This window comes from Streptomyces sp. CA-278952 (genome assembly GCF_028747205.1).
Taxonomy (GTDB): Bacteria; Actinomycetota; Actinomycetes; order Streptomycetales; family Streptomycetaceae; genus Streptomyces.
Genome location: NZ_CP112880.1, coordinates 3,977,428 through 4,003,040 on the forward strand (window position 1 = coordinate 3,977,428; position 25,613 = coordinate 4,003,040).

The 25,613-nt window shown below is 68.5% G+C and carries 21 protein-coding genes; 11 read left to right on the forward strand and 10 right to left on the reverse strand.

Going from position 1 to position 25,613, the window contains the following annotated elements; all coding sequences use genetic code 11:
- Positions 1 to 134 precede the first annotated feature (134 nt).
- Both N7925_RS17810 and N7925_RS17815 read left to right on the forward strand, forming a co-directional pair.
- Positions 135 to 593 (forward strand): MarR family winged helix-turn-helix transcriptional regulator, encoded by a 459-nt coding sequence (locus N7925_RS17810; protein WP_265600557.1) that lies wholly within the window; start codon positions 135 to 137, stop codon positions 591 to 593.
- Between the two features lie 51 nt (positions 594 to 644).
- Entirely contained in the window at positions 645 to 1,097 is a 453-nt protein-coding gene (locus N7925_RS17815; protein WP_274344437.1) for a GNAT family N-acetyltransferase, read from the forward strand.
- 81 nt (positions 1,098 to 1,178) lie between these two features.
- Here the strand turns inward: N7925_RS17815 and N7925_RS17820 are convergent, their stop codons facing one another.
- Together N7925_RS17820 and argG are read right to left on the reverse strand one after the other, a co-directional pair.
- Positions 1,179 to 2,555, reverse strand: coding sequence for a serine hydrolase domain-containing protein (locus N7925_RS17820; RefSeq protein WP_274344438.1), 1,377 nt, complete (start codon positions 2,553 to 2,555; stop codon positions 1,179 to 1,181).
- An 86-nt stretch (positions 2,556 to 2,641) separates the two neighbouring features.
- Positions 2,642 to 4,090 carry an argininosuccinate synthase gene (gene argG / locus N7925_RS17825; protein ID WP_265600560.1) on the reverse strand — a complete coding sequence of 483 codons (1,449 nt, stop codon included), beginning with the start codon at positions 4,088 to 4,090 and terminating at the stop codon, positions 2,642 to 2,644.
- Positions 4,091 to 4,430: 340 nt separating this feature from the next.
- Between argG and N7925_RS17830 the strand changes: the two genes are divergently transcribed.
- Complete coding sequence (locus tag N7925_RS17830; RefSeq protein WP_443032172.1) at positions 4,431 to 5,150, forward strand: dienelactone hydrolase family protein; 720 nt, start codon at positions 4,431 to 4,433, stop codon at positions 5,148 to 5,150.
- 82 nt (positions 5,151 to 5,232) lie between these two features.
- On the opposite strand, the gene dnaB is transcribed toward N7925_RS17830, so the two are convergent.
- Positions 5,233 to 6,708 (reverse strand): replicative DNA helicase, encoded by a 1,476-nt coding sequence (gene dnaB, locus N7925_RS17835; protein WP_026290418.1) that lies wholly within the window; start codon positions 6,706 to 6,708, stop codon positions 5,233 to 5,235.
- A 458-nt stretch (positions 6,709 to 7,166) separates the two neighbouring features.
- On the opposite strand from dnaB, the gene N7925_RS17840 reads away from it, so the two are divergent.
- Positions 7,167 to 8,504, forward strand: a complete 1,338-nt coding sequence (locus N7925_RS17840) for an MATE family efflux transporter (protein ID WP_265600562.1) — start codon at positions 7,167 to 7,169, stop codon at positions 8,502 to 8,504.
- 132 nt (positions 8,505 to 8,636) lie between these two features.
- Here the strand turns inward: N7925_RS17840 and rplI are convergent, their stop codons facing one another.
- The 4 genes from rplI to rpsF all read right to left on the reverse strand — a co-directional run bounded on the left by rplI (position 8,637) and on the right by rpsF (position 10,382).
- Positions 8,637 to 9,083 (reverse strand): 50S ribosomal protein L9, encoded by a 447-nt coding sequence (gene rplI / locus N7925_RS17845; RefSeq protein WP_003967856.1) that lies wholly within the window; start codon positions 9,081 to 9,083, stop codon positions 8,637 to 8,639.
- Between the two features lie 18 nt (positions 9,084 to 9,101).
- The gene (gene rpsR / locus N7925_RS17850; protein ID WP_003967857.1) at positions 9,102 to 9,338 is read right to left on the reverse strand and encodes a 30S ribosomal protein S18; all 237 of its coding nucleotides are present in this window, start codon (positions 9,336 to 9,338) and stop codon (positions 9,102 to 9,104) included.
- Positions 9,339 to 9,381: 43 nt separating this feature from the next.
- Positions 9,382 to 10,017 carry a single-stranded DNA-binding protein gene (locus N7925_RS17855; protein WP_265600563.1) on the reverse strand — a complete coding sequence of 212 codons (636 nt, stop codon included), beginning with the start codon at positions 10,015 to 10,017 and terminating at the stop codon, positions 9,382 to 9,384.
- A 74-nt stretch (positions 10,018 to 10,091) separates the two neighbouring features.
- Complete coding sequence (gene rpsF / locus N7925_RS17860; RefSeq protein ID WP_018957345.1) at positions 10,092 to 10,382, reverse strand: 30S ribosomal protein S6; 291 nt, start codon at positions 10,380 to 10,382, stop codon at positions 10,092 to 10,094.
- 330 nt (positions 10,383 to 10,712) lie between these two features.
- Between rpsF and N7925_RS17865 the strand changes: the two genes are divergently transcribed.
- The 3 genes from N7925_RS17865 to N7925_RS17875 all read left to right on the forward strand — a co-directional run bounded on the left by N7925_RS17865 (position 10,713) and on the right by N7925_RS17875 (position 13,468).
- Complete coding sequence (locus tag N7925_RS17865; protein ID WP_265600564.1) at positions 10,713 to 11,054, forward strand: hypothetical protein; 342 nt, start codon at positions 10,713 to 10,715, stop codon at positions 11,052 to 11,054.
- A 171-nt stretch (positions 11,055 to 11,225) separates the two neighbouring features.
- A complete protein-coding gene (locus N7925_RS17870; protein ID WP_097865582.1) occupies positions 11,226 to 12,344 on the forward strand; it encodes a lipid II:glycine glycyltransferase FemX in 1,119 nt (372 codons plus the stop codon).
- Between the two features lie 92 nt (positions 12,345 to 12,436).
- Entirely contained in the window at positions 12,437 to 13,468 is a 1,032-nt protein-coding gene (locus N7925_RS17875) for an alanine racemase (RefSeq protein WP_003967862.1), read from the forward strand.
- A 43-nt stretch (positions 13,469 to 13,511) separates the two neighbouring features.
- On the opposite strand, the gene N7925_RS17880 is transcribed toward N7925_RS17875, so the two are convergent.
- Positions 13,512 to 15,026: a glycosyltransferase family 87 protein gene (locus N7925_RS17880; protein ID WP_274344439.1), complete on the reverse strand. Its 1,515-nt coding sequence runs from the start codon at positions 15,024 to 15,026 to the stop codon at positions 13,512 to 13,514.
- Positions 15,027 to 15,199: 173 nt separating this feature from the next.
- Positions 15,200 to 17,929, reverse strand: a complete 2,730-nt coding sequence (locus N7925_RS17885; RefSeq protein ID WP_274344440.1) for a transglycosylase domain-containing protein — start codon at positions 17,927 to 17,929, stop codon at positions 15,200 to 15,202.
- A gap of 400 nt (positions 17,930 to 18,329) precedes the next feature.
- On the opposite strand from N7925_RS17885, the gene N7925_RS17890 reads away from it, so the two are divergent.
- The 3 genes from N7925_RS17890 to N7925_RS17900 all read left to right on the forward strand — a co-directional run bounded on the left by N7925_RS17890 (position 18,330) and on the right by N7925_RS17900 (position 21,574).
- Positions 18,330 to 19,037 (forward strand): PadR family transcriptional regulator, encoded by a 708-nt coding sequence (locus N7925_RS17890; protein ID WP_274344441.1) that lies wholly within the window; start codon positions 18,330 to 18,332, stop codon positions 19,035 to 19,037.
- 59 nt (positions 19,038 to 19,096) lie between these two features.
- Positions 19,097 to 20,179, forward strand: a complete 1,083-nt coding sequence (locus tag N7925_RS17895) for an inositol-3-phosphate synthase (protein WP_265600568.1) — start codon at positions 19,097 to 19,099, stop codon at positions 20,177 to 20,179.
- A gap of 126 nt (positions 20,180 to 20,305) precedes the next feature.
- Entirely contained in the window at positions 20,306 to 21,574 is a 1,269-nt protein-coding gene (locus tag N7925_RS17900; protein ID WP_274344442.1) for an MFS transporter, read from the forward strand.
- A gap of 98 nt (positions 21,575 to 21,672) precedes the next feature.
- Here N7925_RS17900 and N7925_RS17905 read toward each other — a convergent pair whose 3' ends face one another.
- Positions 21,673 to 23,115, reverse strand: a complete 1,443-nt coding sequence (locus N7925_RS17905; protein WP_274344443.1) for a CCA tRNA nucleotidyltransferase — start codon at positions 23,113 to 23,115, stop codon at positions 21,673 to 21,675.
- Between the two features lie 180 nt (positions 23,116 to 23,295).
- On the opposite strand from N7925_RS17905, the gene N7925_RS17910 reads away from it, so the two are divergent.
- Positions 23,296 to 25,590: a DUF6049 family protein gene (locus N7925_RS17910; RefSeq protein WP_274344444.1), complete on the forward strand. Its 2,295-nt coding sequence runs from the start codon at positions 23,296 to 23,298 to the stop codon at positions 25,588 to 25,590.
- The last annotated feature ends 23 nt before the right edge of the window (positions 25,591 to 25,613 follow it).

Consider the following 25,613-nt stretch of genomic DNA (forward strand, 5'->3'; position numbering starts at 1 on the left):
CACCTTCCCTGAAGATTGCGTCTGCGCCTTACGAGCGTCCACAATAATTGCAGACGCCTACTAATTGCAAACGCGGGCTATTGCAGACGTCCCCTATCCTGGAGTCACGCAGCTCCCGCCCGGAGGAGAGAGACATGACAGCGACCGACCCCGCCCTGACCGCCATCGCCCAGAGCTGGTGCGCGCTCTCCCTGCTTCACGGAAAGATCGAGGCCCGGATCGAGCGGGCCCTCCAGGCCGGCCACGGACTCAGCGCCCGCGAGTACTCCTTGCTCGACGTGTTGAGCCGGCAGCACAACGGCACCGGCGGGCATCTCCAGATGAAGCAGGTCGCCGACGCCGTCGTCCTCAGTCAGAGCGCCACCACCCGGCTCGTCACCCGGCTCGAGGACCGGGGGCTGCTGACCCGCTACCTGTGCGACACCGACCGTCGCGGCATCTACACCGACGTCACCGAGGCCGGTCTCACGCTACTGGAGGCCGCCCGGCCGACGAACGACACCGCGCTGCGGGCGGCACTGGACGAGGCGGCGGAGAACCCTGAACTCGCGCCTCTGGTCACGGCCGTCGAAGAGCTGAAGGTCCCGGCCTGACGGACTCCGATCGGGCGGGATATCCCCTGAAGCCGTCCTAGGATGCCGATCATGAGTGATCTCGCCATACGATCCGCCGTCCCGGACGACCTGCCCGCTGTGGTCGCGATGCTCGCCGACGACCCTCTGGGTGCACAGCGCGAGTCACCGGACGATCTTGCCCCCTACCGGGAGGCGTTCCAGCGGCTGGCGGACGACCCGAACCAGCACGTGGTCGTCGCCGTGCGCGAGGACCGGGTCGTCGGCACACTACAGCTGACCATCGTCCCGGGGCTGTCCCGCCGCGGCGCGACCCGCTCGATCATCGAAGGGGTCCGCATCCATGGCGACGAGCGCGGCAGCGGCCTCGGCACCCAGCTCATCCAGTGGGCGGTCGACGAATCCCGCCGCCAGAACTGCCAGTTGGTGCAGCTGACCTCGGATATCACCCGCGAAGACGCGCACCGCTTCTACGAGCGGCTCGGCTTCACAGCCAGCCATGTGGGCTTCAAGCTGGCGCTCTGACGAGCGCGGACGGGTGGAGGTTTCACGTGAAACGCGGGTGGGGTTTCACGTGAAACACCCACCCGCGACCCGGCCGGAAGCTCAGCCGGCGAGCCCGCGCCAGCCCTCCGCGTCCACGCCGCCGGGAACGGCCGCGCCGGCCTCGTACGGCTGCCGGGTGAAGACGAACGAGCCGAGGTCGAGGTGGTCCACCGAGCCGTCGTCCTTGCGCACGACGCGCAGGGTCTCCCCCGCGTAGTAGTCGTTCTGGCCCATCCAGGTGCCGTCCGGGCGGTACGTAAAGGCCGCGCCTCGTCCCTTGCCCCCCAGCGGTGTGAGCTGCAGGCCCCGGTCCCCCGTGAGCCTCAGCGTGACCGGGTGGGTGCCCCAGTACCAGATCCCGGTCAGCGCCAGCAGCTCTTCGTCCACCTCGGGCAGCGGGCGCCAGGGCTCCGGGATCCGCGGCTCGGCCTCGGCCACGATCCCCAGGAGCTCGGCGGCCACCATCGCGGCGGGCAGCCCCGAGGTGACGTTGGCGAGAACGACCGCGGCCACGTCGTCCTCCTCGCTGACCCAGAGGCCGGCGACGAACCCGGGAAGCGATCCCGAATGCCCGAAGAGCACGCGCTCTTCGCCCCCGACGATCTGGAGTCCGAGACCGTAACCGCTGCCTCCCGTCTCGGCGGGTGCGGCGGGCGTCCGCATCTCCTGTACCGAGGAGGCCGACAGGACGCGGTCGTCGCCCTCGGTCAGAAAGGCGGCGAACCGCAGGAGGTCCGCCGCGGTGGACCAGAGCTGACCGGCGGGCGCCATGATCCCGAGGTCCTCGGCGGGTTCGCTCAACATGACATCGGCCCAAGGGTGGACGGCCCAGCCGCCCGCGTGCGGAGCCACGGGCCCGCTCGTCGTGCGGTGCATACCCAGTGGCTCCAGGATCTCGCGGCGCAGCGCCTCCTCCCAGGAGACGCCACGCACCGCTTCGACCAGTGAACCGAGCAGGGTGTAACCAGGGTTGGAGTAGTGATGGCGATGACCGGCCGGATGCCTCCGCGGCCGGTCGCCCAGCACGTCGGCGATCTCGGGCCGCAGGCCGCCGGGCGTCCGCTCCCACCAGGGCGCGGGTGCTTCGGCGCCCAGCCCCGCGCTGTGGCCCAGCAGCTGAAAGACGGTGACCGCGCCCGCCCCCGCGCCCGGGAGGTGCTTCTCCAGAGGGTCGTCCAGGTCGATCAAGCCCTCGTCCCGCAGCCGCAGAACCAGAACGGCAGTGAACGTCTTGGTGATCGAACCGATCCGGTACTGCGTATCGGCGTCGGGAGCATGCCCCACGACGCACGTACGCGCCCCGCTCCAGGCCGTACGCCCCTGCCGCCGCACCGCGGCCACGAGGGACGGCGCGCGGCCGTCCCGCTGGGCGACGGCGATGCGATGCAGCAGGGCGCGTCGGGTACTGGGGAGCAGGTCTGCGTCGCTGGAAGTCATGGTCCAACCCCTACCCGACGAACGGCTCCCTGACGAACCCTTTTCCACGGAGCCACGGCTTGGACCAGCGTCGACGACGCTTCCGCTCAGTCGGTGCCGAACTCCATCGCGGCGTGGTCGAGCATCTCGTCGCCACCGGACACCCTGCCACGTGAGGCGATGACCTCGGCGCCGCCCTGCGGCATCGCGCCGATCAGCCCGGTCGAGGCCGCCTGAGCGGCGCCGATGAGGGCGGGGTGGGTCGATCCGACCATGCCGAGGCCGGCGTACTGCTCGAGCTTGGCTCGCGAGTCGGCGATGTCGAGGTTGCGCATCGTGAGCTGGCCGATCCGGTCCACCGGACCGAACGCGGAGTCCTCGGTGCGCTCCATCGACAGCTTGTCCGGGTGGTAACTGAAAGCCGGTCCGTCGGTGTCCAGGATGGAGTAGTCGTCGCCGCGCCGCAGCCGCAGGGTCACCTCTCCGGTGACCGCCGTGCCCACCCAGCGCTGCAGCGACTCGCGGATCATCAGCGCCTGCGGGTCGAGCCAGCGGCCCTCGTACATCAGCCGGCCGAGCCGCCGCCCCTCGTTGTAGTAGTTGTCCAGGGTGTCCTCGTTGTGGATCGCGTTGACCAGCCGCTCGTACACCACGTGCAGCAGCGCCATCCCCGGCGCCTCGTAGATGCCGCGGCTCTTCGCCTCGATCACCCGGTTCTCGATCTGGTCGGACATGCCCATGCCGTGCCGTCCACCGATCGCGTTCGCCTCCATCACCAGGTCGACCGGGGTGGCGAACTCCTTGCCGTTGATCGTCACCGGGCGGCCCTGTTCGAAGCCGATCGTCACGGTCTCGGCAGCGATCTCCACCGCGGGGTCCCAGAACCGCACGCCCATGATCGGCTCCACGGTCTCGATGCCGGCGTCGAGGTGCTCCAGAGTCTTGGCCTCATGGGTGGCGCCCCAGATGTTGGCATCGGTCGAGTACGCCTTCTCGCTGCTGTCGCGGTAGGGCAGCTCGTGGGCGATCAGCCACTCCGACATCTCCTTGCGGCCGCCGAGCTCGGAAACGAAGTCCGCGTCCAGCCACGGCTTGTAGATCCGCAGATGAGGGTTGGCGAGCAGCCCGTAGCGGTAGAACCGCTCGATGTCGTTGCCCTTGAACGTCGACCCGTCGCCCCAGATCTGTACGTCGTCCTCCAGCATCGCCCGGACCAGCAGGGTGCCCGTGACGGCACGGCCGAGCGGCGTGGTGTTGAAGTAGGCGCGCCCACCCGACCGGATGTGGAACGCGCCACAGGTGAGCGCGGCCAGTCCCTCCTCGACCAGCGCCGCACGGCAGTCGACCAGGCGGGCGATCTCGGCACCGTACGTCGACGCGCGCCCGGGCACCGAGGCGATGTCCGGCTCGTCGTACTGGCCGATGTCGGCCGTGTAGGTGCACGGGACGGCACCCTTGTCGCGCATCCACGCGACGGCGACCGATGTGTCGAGACCGCCGGAGAAGGCGATGCCGACACGCTCGCCGATGGGCAGGGAGGTGAGAACCTTAGACATAGGAAGAGTATGCATCTGAACGCATGATCATGCAACGTGGCGCGTCCAAGCACTTCCGTACCGTCCGAGAGGACGCCCCGTCGGGCCCGGATGAGATGCCCCTCGTTCGCGAGCTCACAGCTTGCTGAGGAACTGCCCGCGAACTCCGCCGGAACGGCCGCCAGCTCGTTGAGCACGCCGCCCATGTCGCTCCGGTCGATGCCGGAACGCTTGTTCAGCTCGGCCTGGCTGCCGGGTCCGTTCAAACGTTAGTGTCGCCGACGTAGCGTCATGAACGTAAGCGCCGTGTACGTCAACGGCGAACTCCCAGGAAGGCAGAGCCGCCATTCCCACCAGAACCGTGCAGATCTCCACCGCGGACGGCCTGGCCGACGCCTTCGCCGTCTACCCCGAACACGGCGGCCGGCACCCAGGGGTGCTGATGTACCCGGACGCCTTCGGCATCCGTCCCGTACTGCGGGAGATGGCCCGTGAACTGGCCGGGCACGGCTACTACGTGCTCGTCCCCAACTTCTTCTACCGCAACGGGTCGACACCGGTCGTCGATCTTCCCGAGCACATCGGAGAAGAGGACCGACCCGCTCTCATCGGCCGGCTGATGCCCTTGATCGAGGCACACACCGCCGAACGCGTCGCGCGCGACGCCGACGCCTACCTCACGTTCCTCTCGGCCCAGCCCGAGGTGGACGCCGGGCCGGTCGCGGTGACCGGTTACTGCATCGGCGGCCTCCTGGCGACCCGTACCGCCGCGGCCCGCCCCGGACAGGTGGCCGCCGTCGCCGCGTTCCACGCTCCCGTCGCCGCCGACGGACCCGACAGCCTGCGCGGCATCACCGCCGAGGTCCACTTCGGCCACGCGGCGACGGACATCACGCCCGAGGCACTCGGCGAGCTCAACGGGTTCCTGGACACCGCGGGCGTCGGCTACACCTCCGAGATCTACCCCGGCACCGTCCACGGCTTCACCATGTCCGACACCGACTCCTTCGACCCGGCCGGACTGCGGCGCCACTGGGACCGCCTGCTTCCCCTCCTCGCCCGCACCCTGACGGACGCCTGAGGTCCGCAGCGCCCCGCTTCCTTCCCCTGAGCCGGCATTTTCCGTGGGCTCGGGGTCGGGTGAGTCCTGCGCGGGCAACCCGTCAGGTCTGCGCCATGTCCACGAAACGGGAGTAGTGCCCCTGGAAGGCCACGGTGATGGTGGCCGTCGGGCCGTTACGGTGCTTGCCGACGATGATGTCGGCCTCGCCCGCGCGCGGAGACTCCTTCTCGTACGCGTCCTCGCGGTGGAGCAGGATGACCATGTCGGCGTCCTGCTCGATGGAACCGGACTCACGCAGGTCGGACACCATCGGCTTCTTGTCCGTGCGCTGCTCGGGTCCACGGTTCAGCTGCGAGAGAGCGATCACCGGCACTTCCAGCTCCTTGGCCAGCAGCTTGAGGTTTCGGGACATGTCCGAGACCTCCTGCTGACGGCTCTCGGAACGCTTCGATCCACCGGCCTGCATCAGCTGCAGATAGTCGATGATCACGAGCTTGATGTCGTTGCGCTGCTTGAGCCGGCGGCACTTCGCGCGGATCTCCATCATCGACAGGTTGGGGGAGTCGTCGATGTACAGCGGAGCGGCCGAGACCTCGGGCATCCGTCGGGCGAGCCGCGTCCAGTCCTCGTCCGTCATCGTGCCGGACCGCATGTGGTGCAGGGCCACCCGCGCCTCGGCCGACAGCAGACGCATCGCGATCTCATTGCGCCCCATCTCGAGGGAGAAGATGACGCTGGGCAGGTTGTTCTTGATCGACGCGGCGCGCGCGAAGTCCAGCGCCAGCGTGGACTTACCCATGGCGGGGCGGGCCGCGATGACGATCATCTGTCCGGGGTGCATGCCGTTCGTCAAGGCGTCGAGGTCCGTGAAGCCCGTCGGCACACCGGTCATCTCGCCGCTGCGCGACCCGATGGCCTCGATCTCGTCGAGCGCGCCCTCCATGATGTCGCCGAGAGGGAGGTAGTCCTCGCTGGTGCGCTGCTCGGTGACCGCGTAGATCTCGGCCTGCGCGGAGTTGACGATCTCGTCGACGTCCCCGTCGGCCGCGTATCCCATCTGTGTGATCTTCGTGCCTGCCTCGACCAGCCGTCTGAGCACCGCCCGCTCGTGGACGATCTCCGCGTAGTACGAGGCGTTGGCCGCGGTGGGCACGGACTGCACCAGGGTGTGCAGATACGGTGCTCCGCCGACCTTGGTGATCTCTCCGCGTTTGACCAGCTCGGCGGCGACCGTGATCGGGTCGGCCGGCTCGCCCTTGGCGTAGAGGTCGAGGATCGCCGTGTAGACGGTCTCGTGGGCGGGGCGGTAGAAGTCGTGCCCCTTGATGATCTCCACGACGTCCGCGATGGCGTCCTTGGACAGCAGCATGCCGCCGAGGACGGACTGCTCGGCGTCGAGATCCTGGGGCGGCACCCGCTCGAACCCGGGAGAGCCGCCTTCCCAGGCCTCGTCCGAGCCGCGGTCGTGGCGGTCCTCACGCCCCTTGCGGTCCCCCCGACGCTGACGGGAGACGGGCAGACGGTCCCCGGGACCGGTCTCGGTCCAGGGGTCGTCCAAAGGCTCGGGAATGCTCACCGGGCCGCCTCCTCCCGTCCGCATCGCGGACCTAGCCGTGCCACTCTTTCTTACGGCACGGCACCGACAAACAGGTCGCCCGACTCCACTTCCGGCGCATCTGGTTCGGTGGATTCCGGTGCCGGAACGGAGTGCGGGCGCCGCACCACGGTAGGCCCCTCCGCACCGTCAGCCAATCTGGTTATCCACAGGGCATGTGGACGACGGACCAGATGCTGTGGAGAACCCTGCCGAACCTGTGCACGGACCGGGGGACAGCACTGTGGACAAACTCATAGCGCTAGCGGCGTGACCCTGCTGACCTGCACATTCTCCATCCACTGACTGTGGGGGAGAAAAACTTTCGCCCTCATTTCAAGATCACCGCAAACGGCGCCGGGAGGAAGGCCCTACCGGTCCACAAGTAAGGACTGTAGGTCGATTGCATCTCTTACCTGTGGAAGATTAGATTGACCCTCATGACCAAGGCCCCCGCGACCCCGAAGAACGGCCGCCGACGGCACGACCGCGAGATCATCGCTCTCGCCGTCCCGGCCTTCGGCGCACTCGTCGCCGAGCCCCTGTTCGTGATGGTCGACAGCGCCGTCGTCGGCCACCTCGGCACCCCGCAACTGGCCGGCCTCGGCATCGCCGCAGCCCTCCTGATGACGGCCGTGAGCATCTTCGTCTTCCTCGCCTACGCGACCACGGCGGCCGTCGCCCGCCGCGTGGGGGCGGGCGATCTCCCCGCCGCCATCCGCCAGGGCATGGACGGCATCTGGCTCGCCCTGCTGCTCGGAGCGGCCGTCGTCGCCCTCGCGATCCCGACGGCCCCGTGGCTCGTCGACATCTTCGGCGCGTCCGACACCGCGGCTCCGTACGCCATCACGTACCTGAGGATCTCCATCCTCGGCATCCCGGCCATGCTCGTCGTGCTCGCCGCCACCGGCGTACTGCGCGGCCTCCAGGACACCCGCACCCCGCTGTACGTCGCCATCGGCGGTTTCACGGTGAACGCCGCCCTCAATGTGACCCTCGTCTACGGTGCCGGGCTCGGCATCGCCGGATCCGCCTGGGGAACGGTGATCGCCCAGGTCGGTATGGCCGCCGCCTATCTCGTCGTGGTGATCCGCGGAGCCCGAAGGCACAACGCCTCCCTGCGCCCCGACGTGGCCGGCATCAGGGCCAGCGCACGGGCCGGCGTGCCTCTGCTGATCCGGACCCTGTCCCTGCGCGCCGTCCTGATGATCGCCACCGCCGTCGCCGCCCGGCTGGGAGACGTCGACATCGCCGCCCACCAGATCATCCTCTCCCTCTGGAGTCTCACAGCCTTCGCACTCGACGCCATCGCCATCGCCGGGCAGGCGATCATCGGCCGCTACCTGGGGGCGAACGACGAGAAGGGCGCCCGCGAGGCCTGCCGCCGCATGGTCGAGTGGGGTATCGGTTGCGGCATCGTGCTCGGCCTCCTGATCGTGCTCGCCCGGCCTCTGTTCATCCCGCTCTTCACCAGCGACCCCTCGGTGCAGGACACCCTGCTCCCCGCGCTCCTGGTCGTGGCGGTCTCCCAGCCGATCGCCGGCGTGGTCTTCGTCCTGGACGGCGTCCTGATGGGTGCCGGCGACGGACGCTATCTCGCCTGGGCGATGCTGGTGACGCTCGCCGCCTTCGCGCCCGTCGCGCTCCTGGTGCCCTCGCTCGGCGGCGGGCTCACCGCGCTCTGGTGGGCAATGACGCTGATGATGGCCGTCCGCCTCATCACGCTCTGGCTGCGTACGCGGTCGGGCCGGTGGATCGTCACCGGAGCCACGCGCTGATCCGTACGCTTCGCGGCCTGTTTCACGTGAAACAGGCCGCGGTGTTTCACGTGAAACACCGCGCGACACAGAAGACAGAAAGGGCCGCACCCAACGGGTGCGGCCCTTCACTGACTCAGCTGAGCTCTGCCCTTAGGCAGCAACGACCTCGACGCCGAGCTTCGCTGCGACCTCGGGGTGCAGACGGACGGACACCTGGTGTCCGCCGAGCGTCTTGATCGGCGAGCCGAGCTCGACGCGACGCTTGTCGACGTCGGGACCACCGGCGGCCTTGATCGCCGCAGCGACGTCAGCCGGGGTGACCGAGCCGAAGAGACGGCCGGCGTCGCCGGAGCGAACAGCCAGACGGACCTTCACGCCCTCGAGCTTGGCCTTGATCTCGTTGGCCTGCTCGATCGTCGCGATCTCGTGGATCTTGCGGGCGCGGCGGATCTGCGCCACGTCCTTCTCGCCGCCCTTGGTCCAGCGAATGGCGAAGCCACGCGGAACCAGGTAGTTACGGGCGTACCCGTCCTTGACGTCGACGACGTCGCCGGCGGTGCCGAGGCCGGAGACCTCGTGGGTGAGGATGATCTTCATGCTCTTGTCACCCTTCCCTTATCGCGCGGTGGACGTGTAGGGCAGCAGCGCCATCTCACGGCTGTTCTTGACAGCCGTGGCGACGTCACGCTGGTGCTGCGTGCAGTTGCCGGTGACGCGGCGGGCACGGATCTTGCCGCGGTCGGAAATGAACTTCCGCAGCATGTTCGTGTCCTTGTAGTCCACGTACTGGGTCTTGTCCTTGCAGAACGCGCAGACCTTCTTCTTAGGCTTGCGCACAGGCGGCTTCGCCATGGTGTTTCTCCTGTGTGATCAAGAAGTGGGGGTACGAGCAGCCCTAGAAGGGAGGCTCGTCCGAGTAGCCGCCGCCAGAGGCACCGCCAGAACCACCAGAACCGCCGGAACCGCCGGAGCTTCCGCCCCAGCCGCCTCCGCCGCCCTGCTGTCCCCCGCCGCCCTGGCCGCCTGCCGGCGCGCCGGTCGCCCACGGGTCGTCGGCGGGTGCACCGCCGCCGCCCTGCTGGCCACCGCCACCGGGACCGCCGCCCCAGTTGCCGCCGCCCTGCTGGCCGCCGCCGTATCCACCCTGGCCGCCCTGGCCACTGCGACCGGTGGTCTTGGTGACCTTGGCCGTGGCGTTCTTGAGGCTGGGGCCGACTTCCTCGACGTCCAGCTCGTAGACCGTGCGCTTGACGCCCTCACGGTCCTCGTAGGACCGCTGCTTCAGCCGGCCCTGCACGACGACGCGCATGCCTCGCTGAAGCGACTCCGCGACGTTCTCCGCCGCCTGACGCCAGACCGAGCAGGTGAGGAACAGGCCTTCGCCGTCCTTCCACTCATTGGTCTGCCGGTCGAAGATGCGGGGAGTGGACGCGACACGGAACTTCGCGACCGCCGCACCGGACGGGGTGAAGCGCAGCTCGGGGTCGTCGACGAGATTGCCGACGACCGTGATGACGGTCTCGCCTGCCATGGGTGAACCTCTCGGCGGGGATTGCTGCTGGCTGCTTGCTGCTACTCGGACCCGAAAACCGCTGAGCTAGAAGCTCAGTGGATCTCGGGACGGAGGACCTTGGTCCGGAGGACCGACTCGTTCAGGTTCATCTGGCGGTCGAGCTCCTTGACGACCGCAGGCTCGGCCTGCAGGTCGATGACCGAGTAGATGCCCTCGGGCTTCTTCTTGATCTCGTAGGCGAGCCGACGACGGCCCCAGGTGTCGACCTTCTCCACCTTTCCATCGCCCTCACGGACGACGGAGAGGAAGTTCTCGATCAGCGGGGAGACTGCTCGCTCCTCGAGATCGGGGTCGAGGATGACCATCACCTCGTAGTGACGCATGTGGAACCCACCTCCTTTGGACTCAGCGGCCACGGTCGTTCCGTGGCAGGAGGGTCGTGATGCGTGTTGCAACGGCGTTCCCGAGGAGAACACCCAGCACTGACAATCCGCTCCCGAACGATCCCGGAGACGGGGTTCGGGGGAGGCTCGCCGTGCTGGCCTGGGCAGACACCGGTGCAGACCGTACAGACTACCCGTAGACAGGCTTCCGGTTGAAATCAGGAGCTCAGAGGGCACAATCGAGACAGATGCGGTGTGAGAGGCGCTCCACCCGCCGCGGTGCGCAGGGCGCTGGATCCACCGCCCATCCGTCCGGCCAGGAGGTACTCCATGGCACAGACCATCCGCCCCGCCGGCTCCCGGTCCCCGACCGGCCGCCGCGCCACCGGTTCACTCTTCGCGACGGACGGCAGACCGCATCCCGTCCAGGACGTCCTGATGGTGGTGACCGGGGTGCTCGGCGTCCTCGCGTTCGTCACGGCGATGTTCCACCATCTGCATCTGATCAGCTCGTGGGCGGGGCTCGTCGGGATCCTGACCGGGGCCTACGGCCAGTACATCTCGAAGACCACATGGGAGCGGTTCGGCCTGATCATGGGCATCGGGGCCTCTGCGATCGGCTTCTACCTCGGCATGGCCCACGGCGGTCTCTTCGGCGGCGTGATCACCTGACCGGAGCACCGACCGGAGCACGGACCGGTGCGGGTGCCCGGGCGCCCGCACCGGTCCGCCGTACGTTCCGGCCCCCGGGGCCAGGCCGGGCGCCCCTCGGTCACAGTAGGCTTCGGCGCGAGAGCCGGAGCCCCTGACCGATGGGGACACACCTGCCGAGGAGCCCCCCGCATGAGCCTGACCCTGAGGACCATCAGCCGAGAACAGCATCTGGCGTACATCCAGAGCCTGCCCTCGGCCAGTCACTGCCAGGTCCCGGCGTGGGCTGATGTGAAGACCGAATGGCGTTCGGAGAACCTGGGCTGGTTCGACAAGAACGGCGAGATCGTCGGCGCCGGCCTCGTCCTGTACCGCCAGCTGCCCAAGATCAAGCGCTACTTGGCGTACCTCCCCGAAGGCCCGGTCATCAACTGGTACGCACCGAACCTGGACGACTGGCTCCAGCCGATGCTCGCGCACCTCAAGCAGCAGGGCGCCTTCTCCGTGAAGATGGGCCCGCCGGTGGTCATCCGCCGCTGGGACTCGGCGGCCATCAAGTCCGGCATCCAGGACCCCGACGTGAAGCGCCTGCGTGACGTCGAGGCCACGCACATCGAGCCGCGCGCCTTCGAGGTCTCCGACCGGCTGCGGAAGATGGGCTGGCAGCAGGGCGAGGACGGCGGGGCCGGATTCGGTGACGTACAGCCCCGCTACGTCTTCCAGGTGCCGCTGGCCAACCGCTCGCTCGAGGACGTCCTCAAGGGCTTCAACCAGCTGTGGCGCCGCAACATCAAGAAGGCCGACAAGGCCGGCGTCGAGGTCGTCCAGGGCGGCTACGAGGACCTGGCCGAGTGGCAGCGGCTCTACGAGATCACCGCCGTGCGCGACCACTTCCGGCCGCGCCCGCTCTCGTACTTCCAGCGCATGTGGACCGTCCTCAACTCCGAGGACCCCAACCGGATGCGCCTCTACTTCGCCCGGCACAACGGCGTGAACCTCTCCGCGGCCACGATGCTCGTCGTGGGCGGCCACGTCTGGTACTCCTACGGCGCCTCCGACAACATCGGGCGCGAGGTCCGGCCGTCGAACGCGATGCAGTGGCGCATGCTGCGCGACAGTTACGCGATGGGCGCGACCGTCTACGACCTGCGCGGGATCAGTGACTCGCTGGACGAGACCGACCATCTCTTCGGCCTGATCCAGTTCAAGGTCGGCACGGGTGGCGAGGCCGTCGAGTACGTCGGCGAGTGGGACTTCCCGCTCAACAAGCTGCTCCACAAGGCGCTCGACATCTATATGTCGCGCCGCTGATCCGCTTCGCCCCACATCTGGGCCGCACACATCTCGGCACAGACCGTTCGTTCCTGATTCACCGCAGCCACCAGAAAGGTTCCGGGCCGGCCATGGCGCTCTCCCTCTACGTCGACACCGCGCGCTGGCGGGCGCACCAGAAGTCCGTGATCGACCAGTTCCCCGGTCTCGTACCCGTCTGCAAGGGCAACGGCTACGGCTTTGGTCACGAGCGCCTCGCCGACGAGACGATCCGCTTCGGATCCGACACCCTCGCCGTCGGGACGACCTACGAAGCGGCCCGGATCAAGGACTGGTTCAGCGGCGACCTGCTCGTCCTGACCCCGTTCCGGCGCGGCGAGGAGCCCGTACCCCTGCCGGACCGCGTCATCCGGTCCGTCTCCTCCGTCGACGGGGTGCACGCCCTGGTGGGCGCCCGGGTCGTCATCGAGTGCATGAGCTCGATGAAGCGCCATGGCGTCAAGGAGGAGGAGCTCGGGCAGCTGCACGCGGCGATCGAGGACGTACGGCTCGAAGGCTTCGCCCTGCATCTGCCCCTGGACCGCACCGACGGCTCCGACGCCGTCGAGGAGGTCATCGGCTGGATGGACCGGCTGCGCGCGGCCCGGCTGCCGCTGCACACCATGTTCGTCAGCCATCTGCGCGCCGAGGAGCTGGCCCGGCTCCAGCAGCAGTTCCCCCAGACCCGGTTCCGCGCCCGTATCGGCACCCGGCTCTGGCTCGGCGACCACGAGGCCACCGAGTACCGGGGGGCCGTCCTGGACGTCACCCCCGTCGTCAAGGGCGACCGGTTCGGCTACCGCCAGCAGAAGGCCGCCTCCGACGGCTGGCTGGTCGTCGTGGCCGGCGGTACGTCCCACGGGGTCGGTCTGGAGGCGCCCAAGGCGCTGCACGGCGTGATGCCGCGGGCCAAGGGCGTCGCCCGCGCGGGGCTGGCCACGGTCAACCGCAACCTGTCGCCGTTCGTCTGGGCGGGCAAGCAGCGGTGGTTCGCCGAACCGCCGCACATGCAGGTATCGATCCTGTTCGTGCCCTCCGACGCCCAGGAGCCGCGGGTCGGTGACGAGCTGGTCGCCCACCTGCGCCACACCACCACGCAGTACGACCGGCTCGTCGACCGCTGAGCCCGCCCGGGCGCGGCCTGAACGGCCGCGTCCGGGCCCCGGGTCAGCCGTCCCGGGTCGGCGCGGCGCCCCACTCCACCTGTGGTCCCGCCACCGCCGGGGCCTTGTGTCCGGACGGACGGGGATCGGGCGCCAGCACGAACGCGTCCGCAGCCCCGTCGAGGACACCGCCCGACGGGTCGTCCGACCCGTCCCCGCGCACCGGGTCCTTCTCGGGCTGCAGGATGTCCCGGACGATCAGCGCGCACAGGTACAGCGTGCCCAGCAGATGCAGGGCGATCGCGACCTGGTAGCCCTCCTGCGGCAGCCCCTGGTGCTTGTCCGCGCCACTGGTGTAGGCGAGGTAGAACCAGATCCCGAGGAAGTACATGACCTCGCAGGCCTGCCAGATGAGGAAGTCGCGCCAGCGCGGCCGGGCCAGGACGGCCAGCGGGATCAGCCAGAGCACGTACTGCGGTGAGTAGACCTTGTTCGTCAGGATGAACGCGGCCACCACCAGGAACGCCAGCTGGGCGAAGCGCGGTCGGCGGGCCGCGGAGAGCGCCAGGCCCGCGATGCCCGCGCAGAACACGGCCATCAGGACGACCGACGCGGTGTTGACCGTCTCCACGTCGATGGGCTTGCCGGTGCGCTGGGTGATGATCAGCCAGAACGAACCGAAGTCGATGGGCCGCTCCTGGCTGAACGTGTAGAACTTCCGCCATCCCTCGGGGGCGAAGAGCATCACCGGGAGATTCACCACCAGCCAGGCCGCTCCCGCGCCCAGCATCGCCGTCCCGAACTCACGCCACCTGCCCGCCCGCCAGCAGAGCACGAGGAGCGGGCCGAGCAGCAGGACGGGGTAGAGCTTGGCCGCGGTCGCCAGGCCGATGAGGATGCCGAACGCGAGCACCCGGCCCCGGGACCACATGAGCATCGCCGCGGCCGTCAGGGCGACGGCAAGCAGGTCCCAGTTGATGGTCGCGGTGAGGACGAACGCGGGGGCCAGCGCGACCAGCAGGCCGTCCCAGGGGCGACGGCGGTGCGTGCGGACGGTGCACACGGCGACGACGACCGCGCAGATCATCAGCATGCCCGCGTTGACCATCCAGTACATCTGCTCGCGCTGCTGGATGGGGTCGCTGTCCGGCGTCAGTGTCAGCCAGGACGCCACCTGCATGAACACCCCGGTCAGCACGGGGTACTCCAGGTACTGCATATCGCCGCTCAGCCGGTCGAAGTACGGCACGAGACCGTCGGCGAACCCGCGCCCCATGAAGAGGTGCGGAATGTCGGAGTAGCAGGCGTGGGTGTACTGCGAGGTGGCCCCGCGGAACCAGGCCCATTCGTAACAGGGGATCTTCTGCACCATGCCGAGGGCGAACATCCCGATCATGACCAGCGCGACGATGCGCACGGGCGTGAGCGGGCCGTCGCCGAGCCGCGCCCAGCGTCCCACCCGGCCACCGAACAGCTCGCTGCCGGCCGCCGCGACCTCGTCCTGATCGGTGGGCCGCACGACGGGCCGCTCCTGGTGCACGCTCGTGTCTTCTCCGCTGGGGCTTGGCATGCCGCACATCCTGCCGTACGGGGCTGTGCCCGGGGCAAGGGCCGCCCGGGGGACACAGACACCGAACCAGGATGCCGCACGTCACCGCCGGTAACACGGCGAGGGCCGCCGCACCCGGGTGGGTACGGCGGCCCTCGCCGCTGTGCTGGGCCGGCCGGTGAGGGCCCGGCCGGGGCGTCCGGCTATCCGTTGTTGCCCCAGATGGAGCCGGTTCCGCCCGAGTTGCCGTTGGCTCCCTGAGCTCCGCCGTTGTCGGCGCCGTCGGTCGCTCCGGTGTTGTCGCCCCCGCCATCCGCTCCGGTGTTGTCGCCCCCGCCATCCGCTCCCGTGTTGTCGCCCCCGCCATCCGCCCCGGCGTTCGCCCCGCCGTTGGCCTCCTGGCAGTTCGGGTCCCAGATGCCGCAGGTCCTGCTCGGCGACGGTGACGGCGGACTCGGCGTGGTCTGAGTCGGCTTCGGACTCGGCGGCGGCTTCTCCTCCTCGTCCTCCTCCTCGGAGGGCGTCGGCGAAGGTGTGGGGCTGGGTGTCGGGCTGGGGCTCTCCGCACCACCGCCCCACACCTTCTTGCCCAGGTCCTTCGGTTCCGGGAAGGAGACGGCCTTCTTGCCCTTCATCGCGCCGGTCATGTAGTCGTGCCAGATGGTGGCCGGGAACGAGTTTCCGTGGATCTTCTGCTCGCCTCCGGTGCCGAACATCTTCAAGAACTCGCGTTCTTTGTTCGTCTCGTCGTCGTCGTACCGGAACATGCTGATGGCGGTCGAGATCTGCGGTGTGTACCCGACGAACCAGGCGGACCGGTTGCCGTCCGTCGTACCGGTCTTGCCCGCGGCCTCACGGCCCTCCAGACGGGCGGGCTTGCCCGTTCCGTTCTCCACGACGTTCTTCAGCACGTCCGTCACGTTGTCGGCGATGACCGGGCTGAAGGCGCGCTTGGGCTTCTTCTCGTGCTTGAAGACGGTCACGCCCTCCTGCTTCACCTCGGTCACCGAGTAGGTGTCGTTCTGCTGGCCACTCGTGGCGAAGGTGGCGTAGGAGCCCGCCATGCGGATGGCGCTGGGCGACGAGGTGCCGATGGAGAACGAGGGAACGGTGGCGTCCGCCATGAAGTCGTCGTCCTTCAGACCGGAGACAACGGCGACGTCCTTGACCTTGTCCGTACCGACGTCCATGCCGAGCTGCACGAACGGGGAGTTGGCGGACTTCTCCATGGCCGTCCGCAGGTCGATCTCGCCGTAGTCCTCATCGCCGTCGTTGGTCTGACGCCACACCTCGTCGTTCTCGTTCAGCCAGACCTTGCCCGTGTAGTCCCTGATCTGCAGCTTGTTGTCGCCGTTGTAGATGCTCTTCGGCGAGACCTGGGTGCGCTGGGACTCGCTCTGCTCCTTCCCGCCGGAAGGGTCGCGCACGCCGTACTGCATGGCTGCGGCCAGGACGAACGGCTTCCACGTCGAACCGACCTGGGCACCGGTGGCGTCCGCGTTGTTCATGAAGTGCGTGGTGGCGTTCTGGCCGCCGTACGTGGCGATGATGGCGCCGGTCTTCGCGTCGACGGACGCCCCGCCGAACTCGACGTGCGTATCCGTCTTGGGGCGCTCCTCGGGCCGGATCTTGGCCTTGTAGACCTTGTTCACCGCTGCTTCGAGCTCCTCCACCCTCTTCTTCTGGAAGGTGGTGTGGATCTCGAAGCCGCCCAGTTCGAGCTGCTTGGCGTCGATGCCGCGGTCGTTGTTGGCGAGGAAGTACTTCTTGGCGAGCTCCACCAGGTAGCCGGTCTGGCCGCCCAGCTTGGCGTCCTTCTTCTTCGGCAGCGGATTCGGGAACTTCTTGAACTCGGCGCGCTTCTCCGCCGTCATGCGCCCGTCCTTGACCTGCTCGTCAAGAATCCACTTCCAACGTTCTTTGGCCCGCTCGGTGTTCTTCGCCGCGGTCGCGTTGTTCTTGTCGATGTCGGGGGCCCCGGCGGGGTCGTAGTAGCTCGCGCCCTTGAGCAGGGTGGCCAGGAAGGCGCACTCGCTCGCGTTCAGCTCGCCAGCGTCCTTGTTGTAGTAGGTGCGGGCAGCCGCCTGCAACCCCGAGGCCCCGCGCCCGTAGTAGGAGACGTTGAGGTAGCCCGCCATCACCTCTTCCTTCGACTGATCGCCGGCAACCTTGAGCGTGATGAAGAGCTCCTGGAACTTCCGCTTGAGCGTCTGGTCCTGGGTGAGCATGGAGTTCTTCACGTACTGCTGGGTAATGGTCGAGCCGCCCTGGGTCTCACCGCCCGTGGCCATGTTCAACACCGCACGGCCGATGCCCTTCGGGTCGATGCCCTTGTCTGTTTCGAAGCTCTTGTTCTCGGCCGAGATCACGGCGTTACGCATCTCCACCGGGATCTGCTCGTACTTGAGCATCTGACGGTTCGCCGCCCCGCCGGTCGCCACCATCTGCGTGCCGTCGGCCCAGTAGTAGACGTTGTTCTGCGCCTGGGCCGTCTTGTTGATGTCCGGTGGGACCACGAACGCGTAGGCAATGCCCGCAATGCCCATCAGCACGCCGAGGAAGCCCAGGCAGAGCCCCGACACCAACTTCCACGAGGGCACCCAGCGGCGGAACCCGTACCTGCCGTGGCGCGGGTAGTCGATGATGCGCTTCTTGCCGGGGTCACCGTGGTCGTGCCCCCGCCCCCCCGGCCCGTCGGAACCGCCGCCACCACGGCGTCGGCCACCGCCCTTCTGGGCCGCGCGGCGGGCCTCGGCGCGGCTGCCGTACTGGCGTTCCTCGCCGTGCGACTCGGACGGCGATTCGGAAGGTGATGCCGACGTGGCTCTGCGTGACGGGACTGCTCGGCGTCCGGTCGACTGCTGGGCGGCTCGTCTGGCCGCTGCACGCCCGCCACCCTGTGGCTGCGGCGTTTTGCGACGGTGCTCGCTCATGGAACGACTACTCCTCGGGCAGGCGAGAGCGCCTGGAAGCGGCAGTTGAGATCCGGTCCCCCCGAATTACGGACAAGCCACTGCGGAAGGCTCATCCGCAGTACATCCGGCAGTCCGCGATGACTGACGCGCGAAAGCGCCTCGCGGTTCCCGGTGGTCTGCATGCCGCACAGACTACGCACGGTCAAAACCCGCCTAGGGCCGAACTTCACCCCAAACAACGCAAGTCGAACCCTGGGAATCGCCGATGTGACGCCGTTCACGAAGGTCACCCTTGTCGAACAGGTCGGAGCGATCTATCGTGCTGATGTATCGAGTCGATACATCAGCACGGCATAAGTACGCCGGTGGCCCCGGTTGACCGTGCCGACGGAAGCAGCGGGAGAAGGGGGAGGCACCGGTGAGCAGACGCTCCGGCATCCTCGAGTTCGCTGTTCTCGGCCTGCTCCGCGAATCGCCGATGCACGGCTATGAGCTGCGCAAACGCCTCAACACCTCGCTGGGAATCTTCCGTGCGTTCAGCTACGGAACCCTCTACCCCTGCCTCAAGACGCTGGTAACCAGCGGCTGGTTGATCGAGGAACCCGCCGGTGACCCGGCGGACACCGCGCCGGTCACCGGGCGTCCGGCCACTGCGTCCTCCTCACTGACGGGACGCCGGGCGAAGATCGTCTACCGGCTGACGGCAGAAGGTAAGGAGCACTTCGAGGAGCTGCTGTCGCACACCGGTCCGGACGCCTGGGAGGACGAGCACTTCGCAGCGCGCTTCGCCTTCTTCGGCCAGACCGAGCGCGAGGTGCGGATGCGGGTGCTCGAAGGCCGGCGCAGCCGGCTGGAGGAGCGCCTGGAGAAGATGCGCGCCTCTCTCGCCCGCACCCGTGAACGACTCGACGACTACACACTTGAGCTGCAGCGACACGGCATGGAGTCCGTGGAGCGCGAAGTGCGCTGGCTGAACGAGCTCATCGAGAGCGAGCGGTCGGGACGGGATCAGCGACGATCCTCGCCCGAGGGCTCTGCTCAGCAGGACACACCTGGAGAGACGGGCGGCCTGCCCCGGCACCGGGACAACACCCGGCCGGATCCGTCCGACGACACCGCCAAGTGAAGTCATCGCACTCCGCGGCGACTTCATCGGAATCACCGATTACACAGGGAGCAACCGGAATGGGTTCGGTTCGCGTAGCCATCGTAGGCGTGGGCAACTGCGCCGCCTCGCTGGTGCAGGGCGTCGAGTACTACAAGGACGCCGATCCGGCCGGCAAGGTGCCCGGTCTGATGCACGTCCAGTTCGGCGAGTACCACGTCAGTGACGTCGAGTTCGTCGCCGCCTTCGACGTCGACGCGAAGAAGGTCGGCCTCGACCTCGCGGACGCCATCGGCGCCAGCGAGAACAACACCATCAAGATCGCGGACGTGCCGAACACGGGTGTGACCGTCCAGCGCGGCCACACCCACGACGGCCTGGGCAAGTACTACCGCGAGACGATCGAGGAGTCCGCGGACGCCCCGGTCGACGTCGTCCAGATCCTCAAGGACAAGCAGGTCGACGTCCTCGTCTGCTACCTGCCCGTCGGTTCCGAGGTCGCTGCGAAGTTCTACGCGCAGTGCGCCATCGACGCCAAGGTCGCGTTCGTCAACGCCCTCCCGGTGTTCATCGCCGGCACCAAGGAGTGGGCGGACAAGTTCACCGAGGCCGGTGTCCCGATCGTCGGCGACGACATCAAGTCCCAGGTGGGCGCCACCATCACGCACCGCGTGATGGCGAAGCTCTTCGAGGACCGGGGTGTCGTCCTGGACCGCACGATGCAGCTGAACGTCGGCGGCAACATGGACTTCAAGAACATGCTCGAGCGTGAGCGCCTGGAGTCCAAGAAGATCTCCAAGACGCAGGCCGTCACCTCGCAGATCCGTGACCGCGAGCTCGGTGCGGACAACGTCCACATCGGCCCCTCGGACTACGTGGCCTGGCTGGACGACCGCAAGTGGGCGTACGTGCGCCTCGAAGGCCGCGCGTTCGGCGATGTTCCGCTGAACCTGGAGTACAAGCTCGAGGTGTGGGACTCCCCGAACTCGGCCGGTGTCATCATCGACGCCGTCCGTGCGGCGAAGATCGCCAAGGACCGCGGCATCGGTGGCCCGATCCTGTCGGCTTCGAGCTACTTCATGAAGAGCCCGCCCGTGCAGTACTTCGACGACGAGGCGCGCGAGAACGTCGAGCGGTTCATCAACGGCGACACCGAGAGCTGAACCGGCCCTCTCGGCCGAGAAGCCTCACCGGAGCGCTGAGCGGAGACGCTCACCTCTTCCTGCCGCACGTCGGGGGTCCCCGGGCAATCCGCCCGCGGACCCCCGACGTGTGTGACGCTTGCTCCCATGTCTGTCGCGCGTGATCTGCGCACCCTGCTGCGCCTGCGGAACTTTCGCCGCCTGCTCACTGTGCGGCTGCTCTCCCAGTCCGCCGACGGCGTCTACCAGGTCGCCCTCGCCTCGTACGTCGTCTTCTCCCCCGAGAAGCAGGCGTCGGCCGCCGCCATCGCTTCCGCGATGGCCGTGCTCCTCCTGCCCTACTCCCTGATCGGCCCCTTCGCCGGGGTTCTGCTGGATCGCTGGCCCCGACGCCAGGTCTTCCTCTACGGGAACCTCCTTCGGGCCGCCCTGGCCTGTTCCACGGCCCTGCTGATTCTCACCTCGGTGCCCGACTGGCTCTTCTACGCCTCGGCCCTCTGCGTCACCGCCGTCAACCGTTTCGTGCTGGCCGGTCTCTCCGCCGCCCTGCCCCGGGTGGTCGACACCGATCGCCTCGTCGTCGCCAACTCCCTGTCTCCCACCGCCGGAACTCTGGCGGCCACCGCGGGAGGCGGTCTCGCGTTCGTCGTACGGCTGGTGGCCGACGAGTCCGACGCGGCGGTCGTGCTGTTGGGGTCGGTGCTCTACCTGCTCTCCGCGCTGGCGTCCCTGAGCCTGCCCCGCGCCCTGCTGGGACCGGATGCCGACGGGAGCCCCCTGCGGTTGCGGGCCGCTCTGGCCGTCACCGCGCGCGGGCTCGTCGCCGGGCTGCACCATCTGGCGCACCGGAGACATGCGGCCGAGGCGCTGGCCGCGATGACCGTGCTCCGCTTCTGTTACGGCGCCCTCACCGTGATGGTGCTCATGCTCTGCCGCTACGCCTGGTCGGACACCGAGTCCGACGGGCTGGCCCTGCTCGGCCTGGCGGTCGGGGTCTCCGGTGCGGGATTCTTCGTCGCCGCCGTCCTCACCCCATGGGCGGTGGGGCGGCTCGGCCGGTACGGGTGGATCGTGGGCTGTGCCGGGGCGGCGGCGGTCCTGGTGCCCGCCCTGGGCCTCTCCTTCGCCCTTCTCCCGATGCTGATCGCCGCGTTCGTGCTCGGCGTCGTGACCCAGGGGTCGAAGATCGCGACCGACACGGTCGTGCAGACCTCGGTCGACGACTCCTTCCGCGGCCGCGTCTTCTCGCTCTACGACGTGCTCTTCAACGTCGCGTTCGTGAGCGCCGCAGGAGTGGCGGCTCTCATGCTCCCGCCGGACGGCAGATCGGTCACCGTCGTGGCGGTCGTGTCGGTGCTGTACGCGGTGGTCGCGGTGACGATGTTCCGCCGACGACGGATCGACGGTTACCGGTAGCCGGTCACGGATGTGGCGAGGGGCGTCGTTTCACGTGAAACAACGCCCCTCGCCATATCCGGCGGCTGATGTTTCACGTGAAACATCAGCCGCCGGGCTCAGTTCTGCGCCGCCCACCACCCCTTGAGCGCGGCCACAGCGGCGTCCCGCTCCATGGGCCCGTGCTCCAGGCGCAGCTCCAGGAGGAACCCGTACGCCTTGCCGATCACCGGACCTGGGCCGACCTCAAGGATCCGCATGATCTCGTTGCCGTCCAGGTCGGGGCGGATCGAGTCGAGCTCCTCCTGCTCCTGCAGCTGGGCAATGCGCTCCTCCAGCCCGTCGTAGGTGCGGGAGAGCGCGTTCGCCTTGCGCTTGTTCCGGGTCGTGCAGTCCGATCGGGTCAGCTTGTGTAGACGTTCGAGCAGCGGCCCCGCGTCGCGCACATACCGGCGCACCGCGGAGTCGGTCCACTCGCCGTCCCCGTACCCGTGGAAGCGCAGGTGCAGCTCCACCAGTTTCGACACGTCCTTGACCAGCTCGTTGGAGTACTTGAGCTCGGTCATGCGCTTCTTCGTCATCTTCGCGCCCACCACCTCGTGGTGATGGAAGGAGACCCTGCCGTCCTTCTCGAAGCGGCGGGTCCTCGGCTTGCCGATGTCATGGAGCAGCGCCGCCAGACGCAGCACGAGGTCGGGTCCGTCCTCCTCCAGGTCGATGGCCTGCTCCAGGACGGTCAGCGAGTGCTCGTAGACGTCCTTGTGGCGGTGATGCTCGTCACTCTCCAGGCGCAGCGCGGGAAGCTCGGGCAGCACCTGCTCGGCCAGTCCCGTGTCGACCAGGAGCCCCAGACCCTTGCGCGGGTGCTGGGAGAGCAGCAGCTTGTTGAGTTCGTCGCGGACCCGCTCGGCGGAGACGATGCCGATCCGCGCGGCCATCTCCGTCATGGCGGTCACGACGTCGGGGGCGACCTCGAAGTCGAGCTGCGCGGCGAAGCGGGCGGCGCGGAGCATGCGCAGCGGGTCGTCGGAGAAGGACGCCTCGGGCGTTCCCGGGGTGCGCAGCACCCGCTCGGCGAGGTCCTTCAGACCTCCGTACGGATCGACGAACTCCTTCTGCGGCAGAGCCACGGCCATCGCGTTGACCGTGAAGTCACGGCGCACGAGGTCGTCCTCGATGGAGTCGCCGTAGGAGACTTCCGGCTTGCGCGAGGTCCGGTCGTAGGCCTCGGACCGGTAGGTCGTGACCTCGATCTGATACCCGTCCTTCTGGGAGCCGACGGTGCCGAAGGCGATCCCGACCTCCCACACCGAGTCGGCCCAGGGGCGGACGATCTTGAGCACGTCCTCGGGGCGGGCATCGGTGGTGAAGTCCAAGTCGTTCCCGAGCCTGCCCAGCAGTGCGTCGCGGACCGAGCCGCCGACCAGCGCGAGGCCGAATCCGGCCTCCTGGAATCGACGGGCGAGGTCGTCGGCGACCGGGGACACCCGCAGCAGCTCACTCACCGCGCGGTGCTGCACCTGGCTCAGTGCACTGGCGTTCTCTTCGTTGGCATTCGGCACAACAGAAAAGGGTACGTGCACGGACCGGCCGCGGCGTCATCGTTTACGGGGGCCCTGCGGGATACCCGCGATCATGTGCGATGGACCCCAGCACTTCGGCCCGCCGCACCTCGTTACCATGCGGGGACGCAGGACCGAACGATCGACAGCATTTGATGACGACGAGGGACGGGTAGGCGCGTGGCCGAGGCGGCAGACTTCCAGGGGACTCGTCCCTCTCCTGCCCGCCGGTGGCTCCGGCGCACAGCCTCGGCGGTGCTCGGAGCACCGCTGCTGGCCGGTCTCCTGGCCGTTCCGGCGGCCGGTGCCGCCCCGGCCGCCGAGCCCGCCAAAGCCCCCACCGGCTCCCGTACGGTCGATGTGTCCCTGAACACGCTCTCCCCGAGCGTTCCGGCGGAGGACGACACCCTGACCGTCTCCGGAACGCTCACCAACAAGGGCAAGAAGACGATCAGCAGCGCCGAGGTCGACCTGCGGGTCGGGCCCCGGCTCTCCGGCCGCGGAGAGGTCGACGACGCCGCGAAGCGCTCCGCGTACGTTCCCGGCGTCGACCCGGCCACCGTCGGGGACAAGTACACGGTGAAGTTTCCCAAGCTCGCCAAGGGCATCAGCCAGGACTTCACGCTCACCGTGCCCGTCGACAAGCTCGGCCTGGACGACCCGGGCGTCTACCAGCTCGGCGTCTCGGTCTCCGGCCGCACGACCACCACTCCCTACGAGCAGGTGCTGGGCATCGAGCGCTCGTTCCTGCCCTGGCAGCCCGAGGCGAGCGACAGCAGGACGAAGCTGACCTTCCTCTGGCCGCTGATCGCGTCCCCCCATGTCACGGCGGAGACCCGCTCGGACGAACAGCAGACCCCCGTGTTCACCGACGACGACCTGGCCAAGGAGCTGGCGCCCGGCGGCCGGCTGGAGCAGCTGGTGTCCCTGGGCAGCCGGCTCCCCGTGACCTGGGTCGTCGACCCGGACCTCCTGGCGAGCGTCGCGGCGATGGCCGGAAAGTACGAGGTCGAGTCGGGTGACACGACCGTCCCGGGCAAGCATCAGGCCGTCGCCAAGCAGTGGCTCAGCGCGCTGGAGAAGGTGGTCGAGGACGGCAAGGTGATCGCGCTGCCCTTCGCCGACCCTGATCTGGCCTCCATCGCGCACCGCGGCAAGAACGTCTCCGGAACGCTCAGCCATCTGCAGAACGCCTCCGCCGTGGCCGCGACCACCGTGGAGACCATCCTCCATGTGAAGCCGTCCACCGACTTCGCCTGGCCCGTGAACGGCGCCGTGGACTCGTCCATCGTCGATGTGGCGACCTCGGCGGGGGCCCACAACGTGATCGCCCGCAGCGACAGCTTCCGGGAGACCACGAAACTGCCCTACACACCGACCGCGGCGCGGCCGATCGGCGGGGGCACTACCGCGGTCGTCGCGGACGCCCGGCTGTCGACCTTGTTCGACGGCGACATGTCGAGGGCGGGCTCCTCCACCCGCGCGGTCCAGAAGTTCCTCGCCCAGACCCTCGCCCTGACCGAGCAGGCACCGGACAACGAGCGCAGCATCGTCGTGGCCCCGCCGCGGATGCCCACCGCCGCACAGGCCCAGACGATGGCCCGCGCGCTGGAGGGCCTGGCGGGCAACCGCTGGACGCAGCCCCTGGACCTCGTCGCCGCCGCCGAGGCGAAGCCCGACCCGAGGGCCACCACCGAGGTCCCCCGGGCCTCGGCGTACCCCAAGAAGCTCCGATCCCAGGAGCTGCCCACGCAGGCGTTCCAGGACATCCGCACCACCCAGGGCTCGCTCGACAGCTTCGAGACGATCCTGACGCAGCCCGAGCGCGTGGTGACGCCCTTCGGCAACGCCGTCAACCGCTCGATGTCGACGTCCTGGCGCGGCCGGTCCCTGGAGGCGCAGCAGTACCGGGACGCGGTCCGCGACTACCTGCGGAGCCTCACCTCCGAGGTGCAGCTCATCGAGAAGTCCGACGTCACCCTCTCCGGGCGCAGCGCGACGATCCCCGTCACCGTGCAGAACAAGCTGGTGCAGGGCGTGGACCGGCTGGTTCTCCAGCTGACGTCGGACAACATCCGGCTCAAGTTCAACGACGACGGAAGCATGGCCGAACTGCCGGTCAGCATCGCGGGCGGCCACAGCCAGTCGGTGAAGTTCGACACGGCGACCAGCGCCAACGGCCGCGCCCAGGTGACCGCCCGGCTGTACACGGAGGACGGCACCCAGTACGGCGAGGAGATGACCTTCACCGTGAAGGTCTCCGAGGTGACGCCCACCGTGCTGCTCGTCATCGCAGGCGGCCTGCTGCTCCTGGTGCTGGCGGGCATCAGGATGTACAGCCACCGCAAGCGCGCCGTGGCAAGCGACACGGCGGACGGCAACGGCGACGGACCCGAGCAGCCGAGTGACCCGACTCCGGACACCGGTCCGGAAAGCGGGGCCCCGTCGGGAACGGGTGAGAAAGTGAACCGTTGAGCGATGTCTGTCGTGGCCGGTCG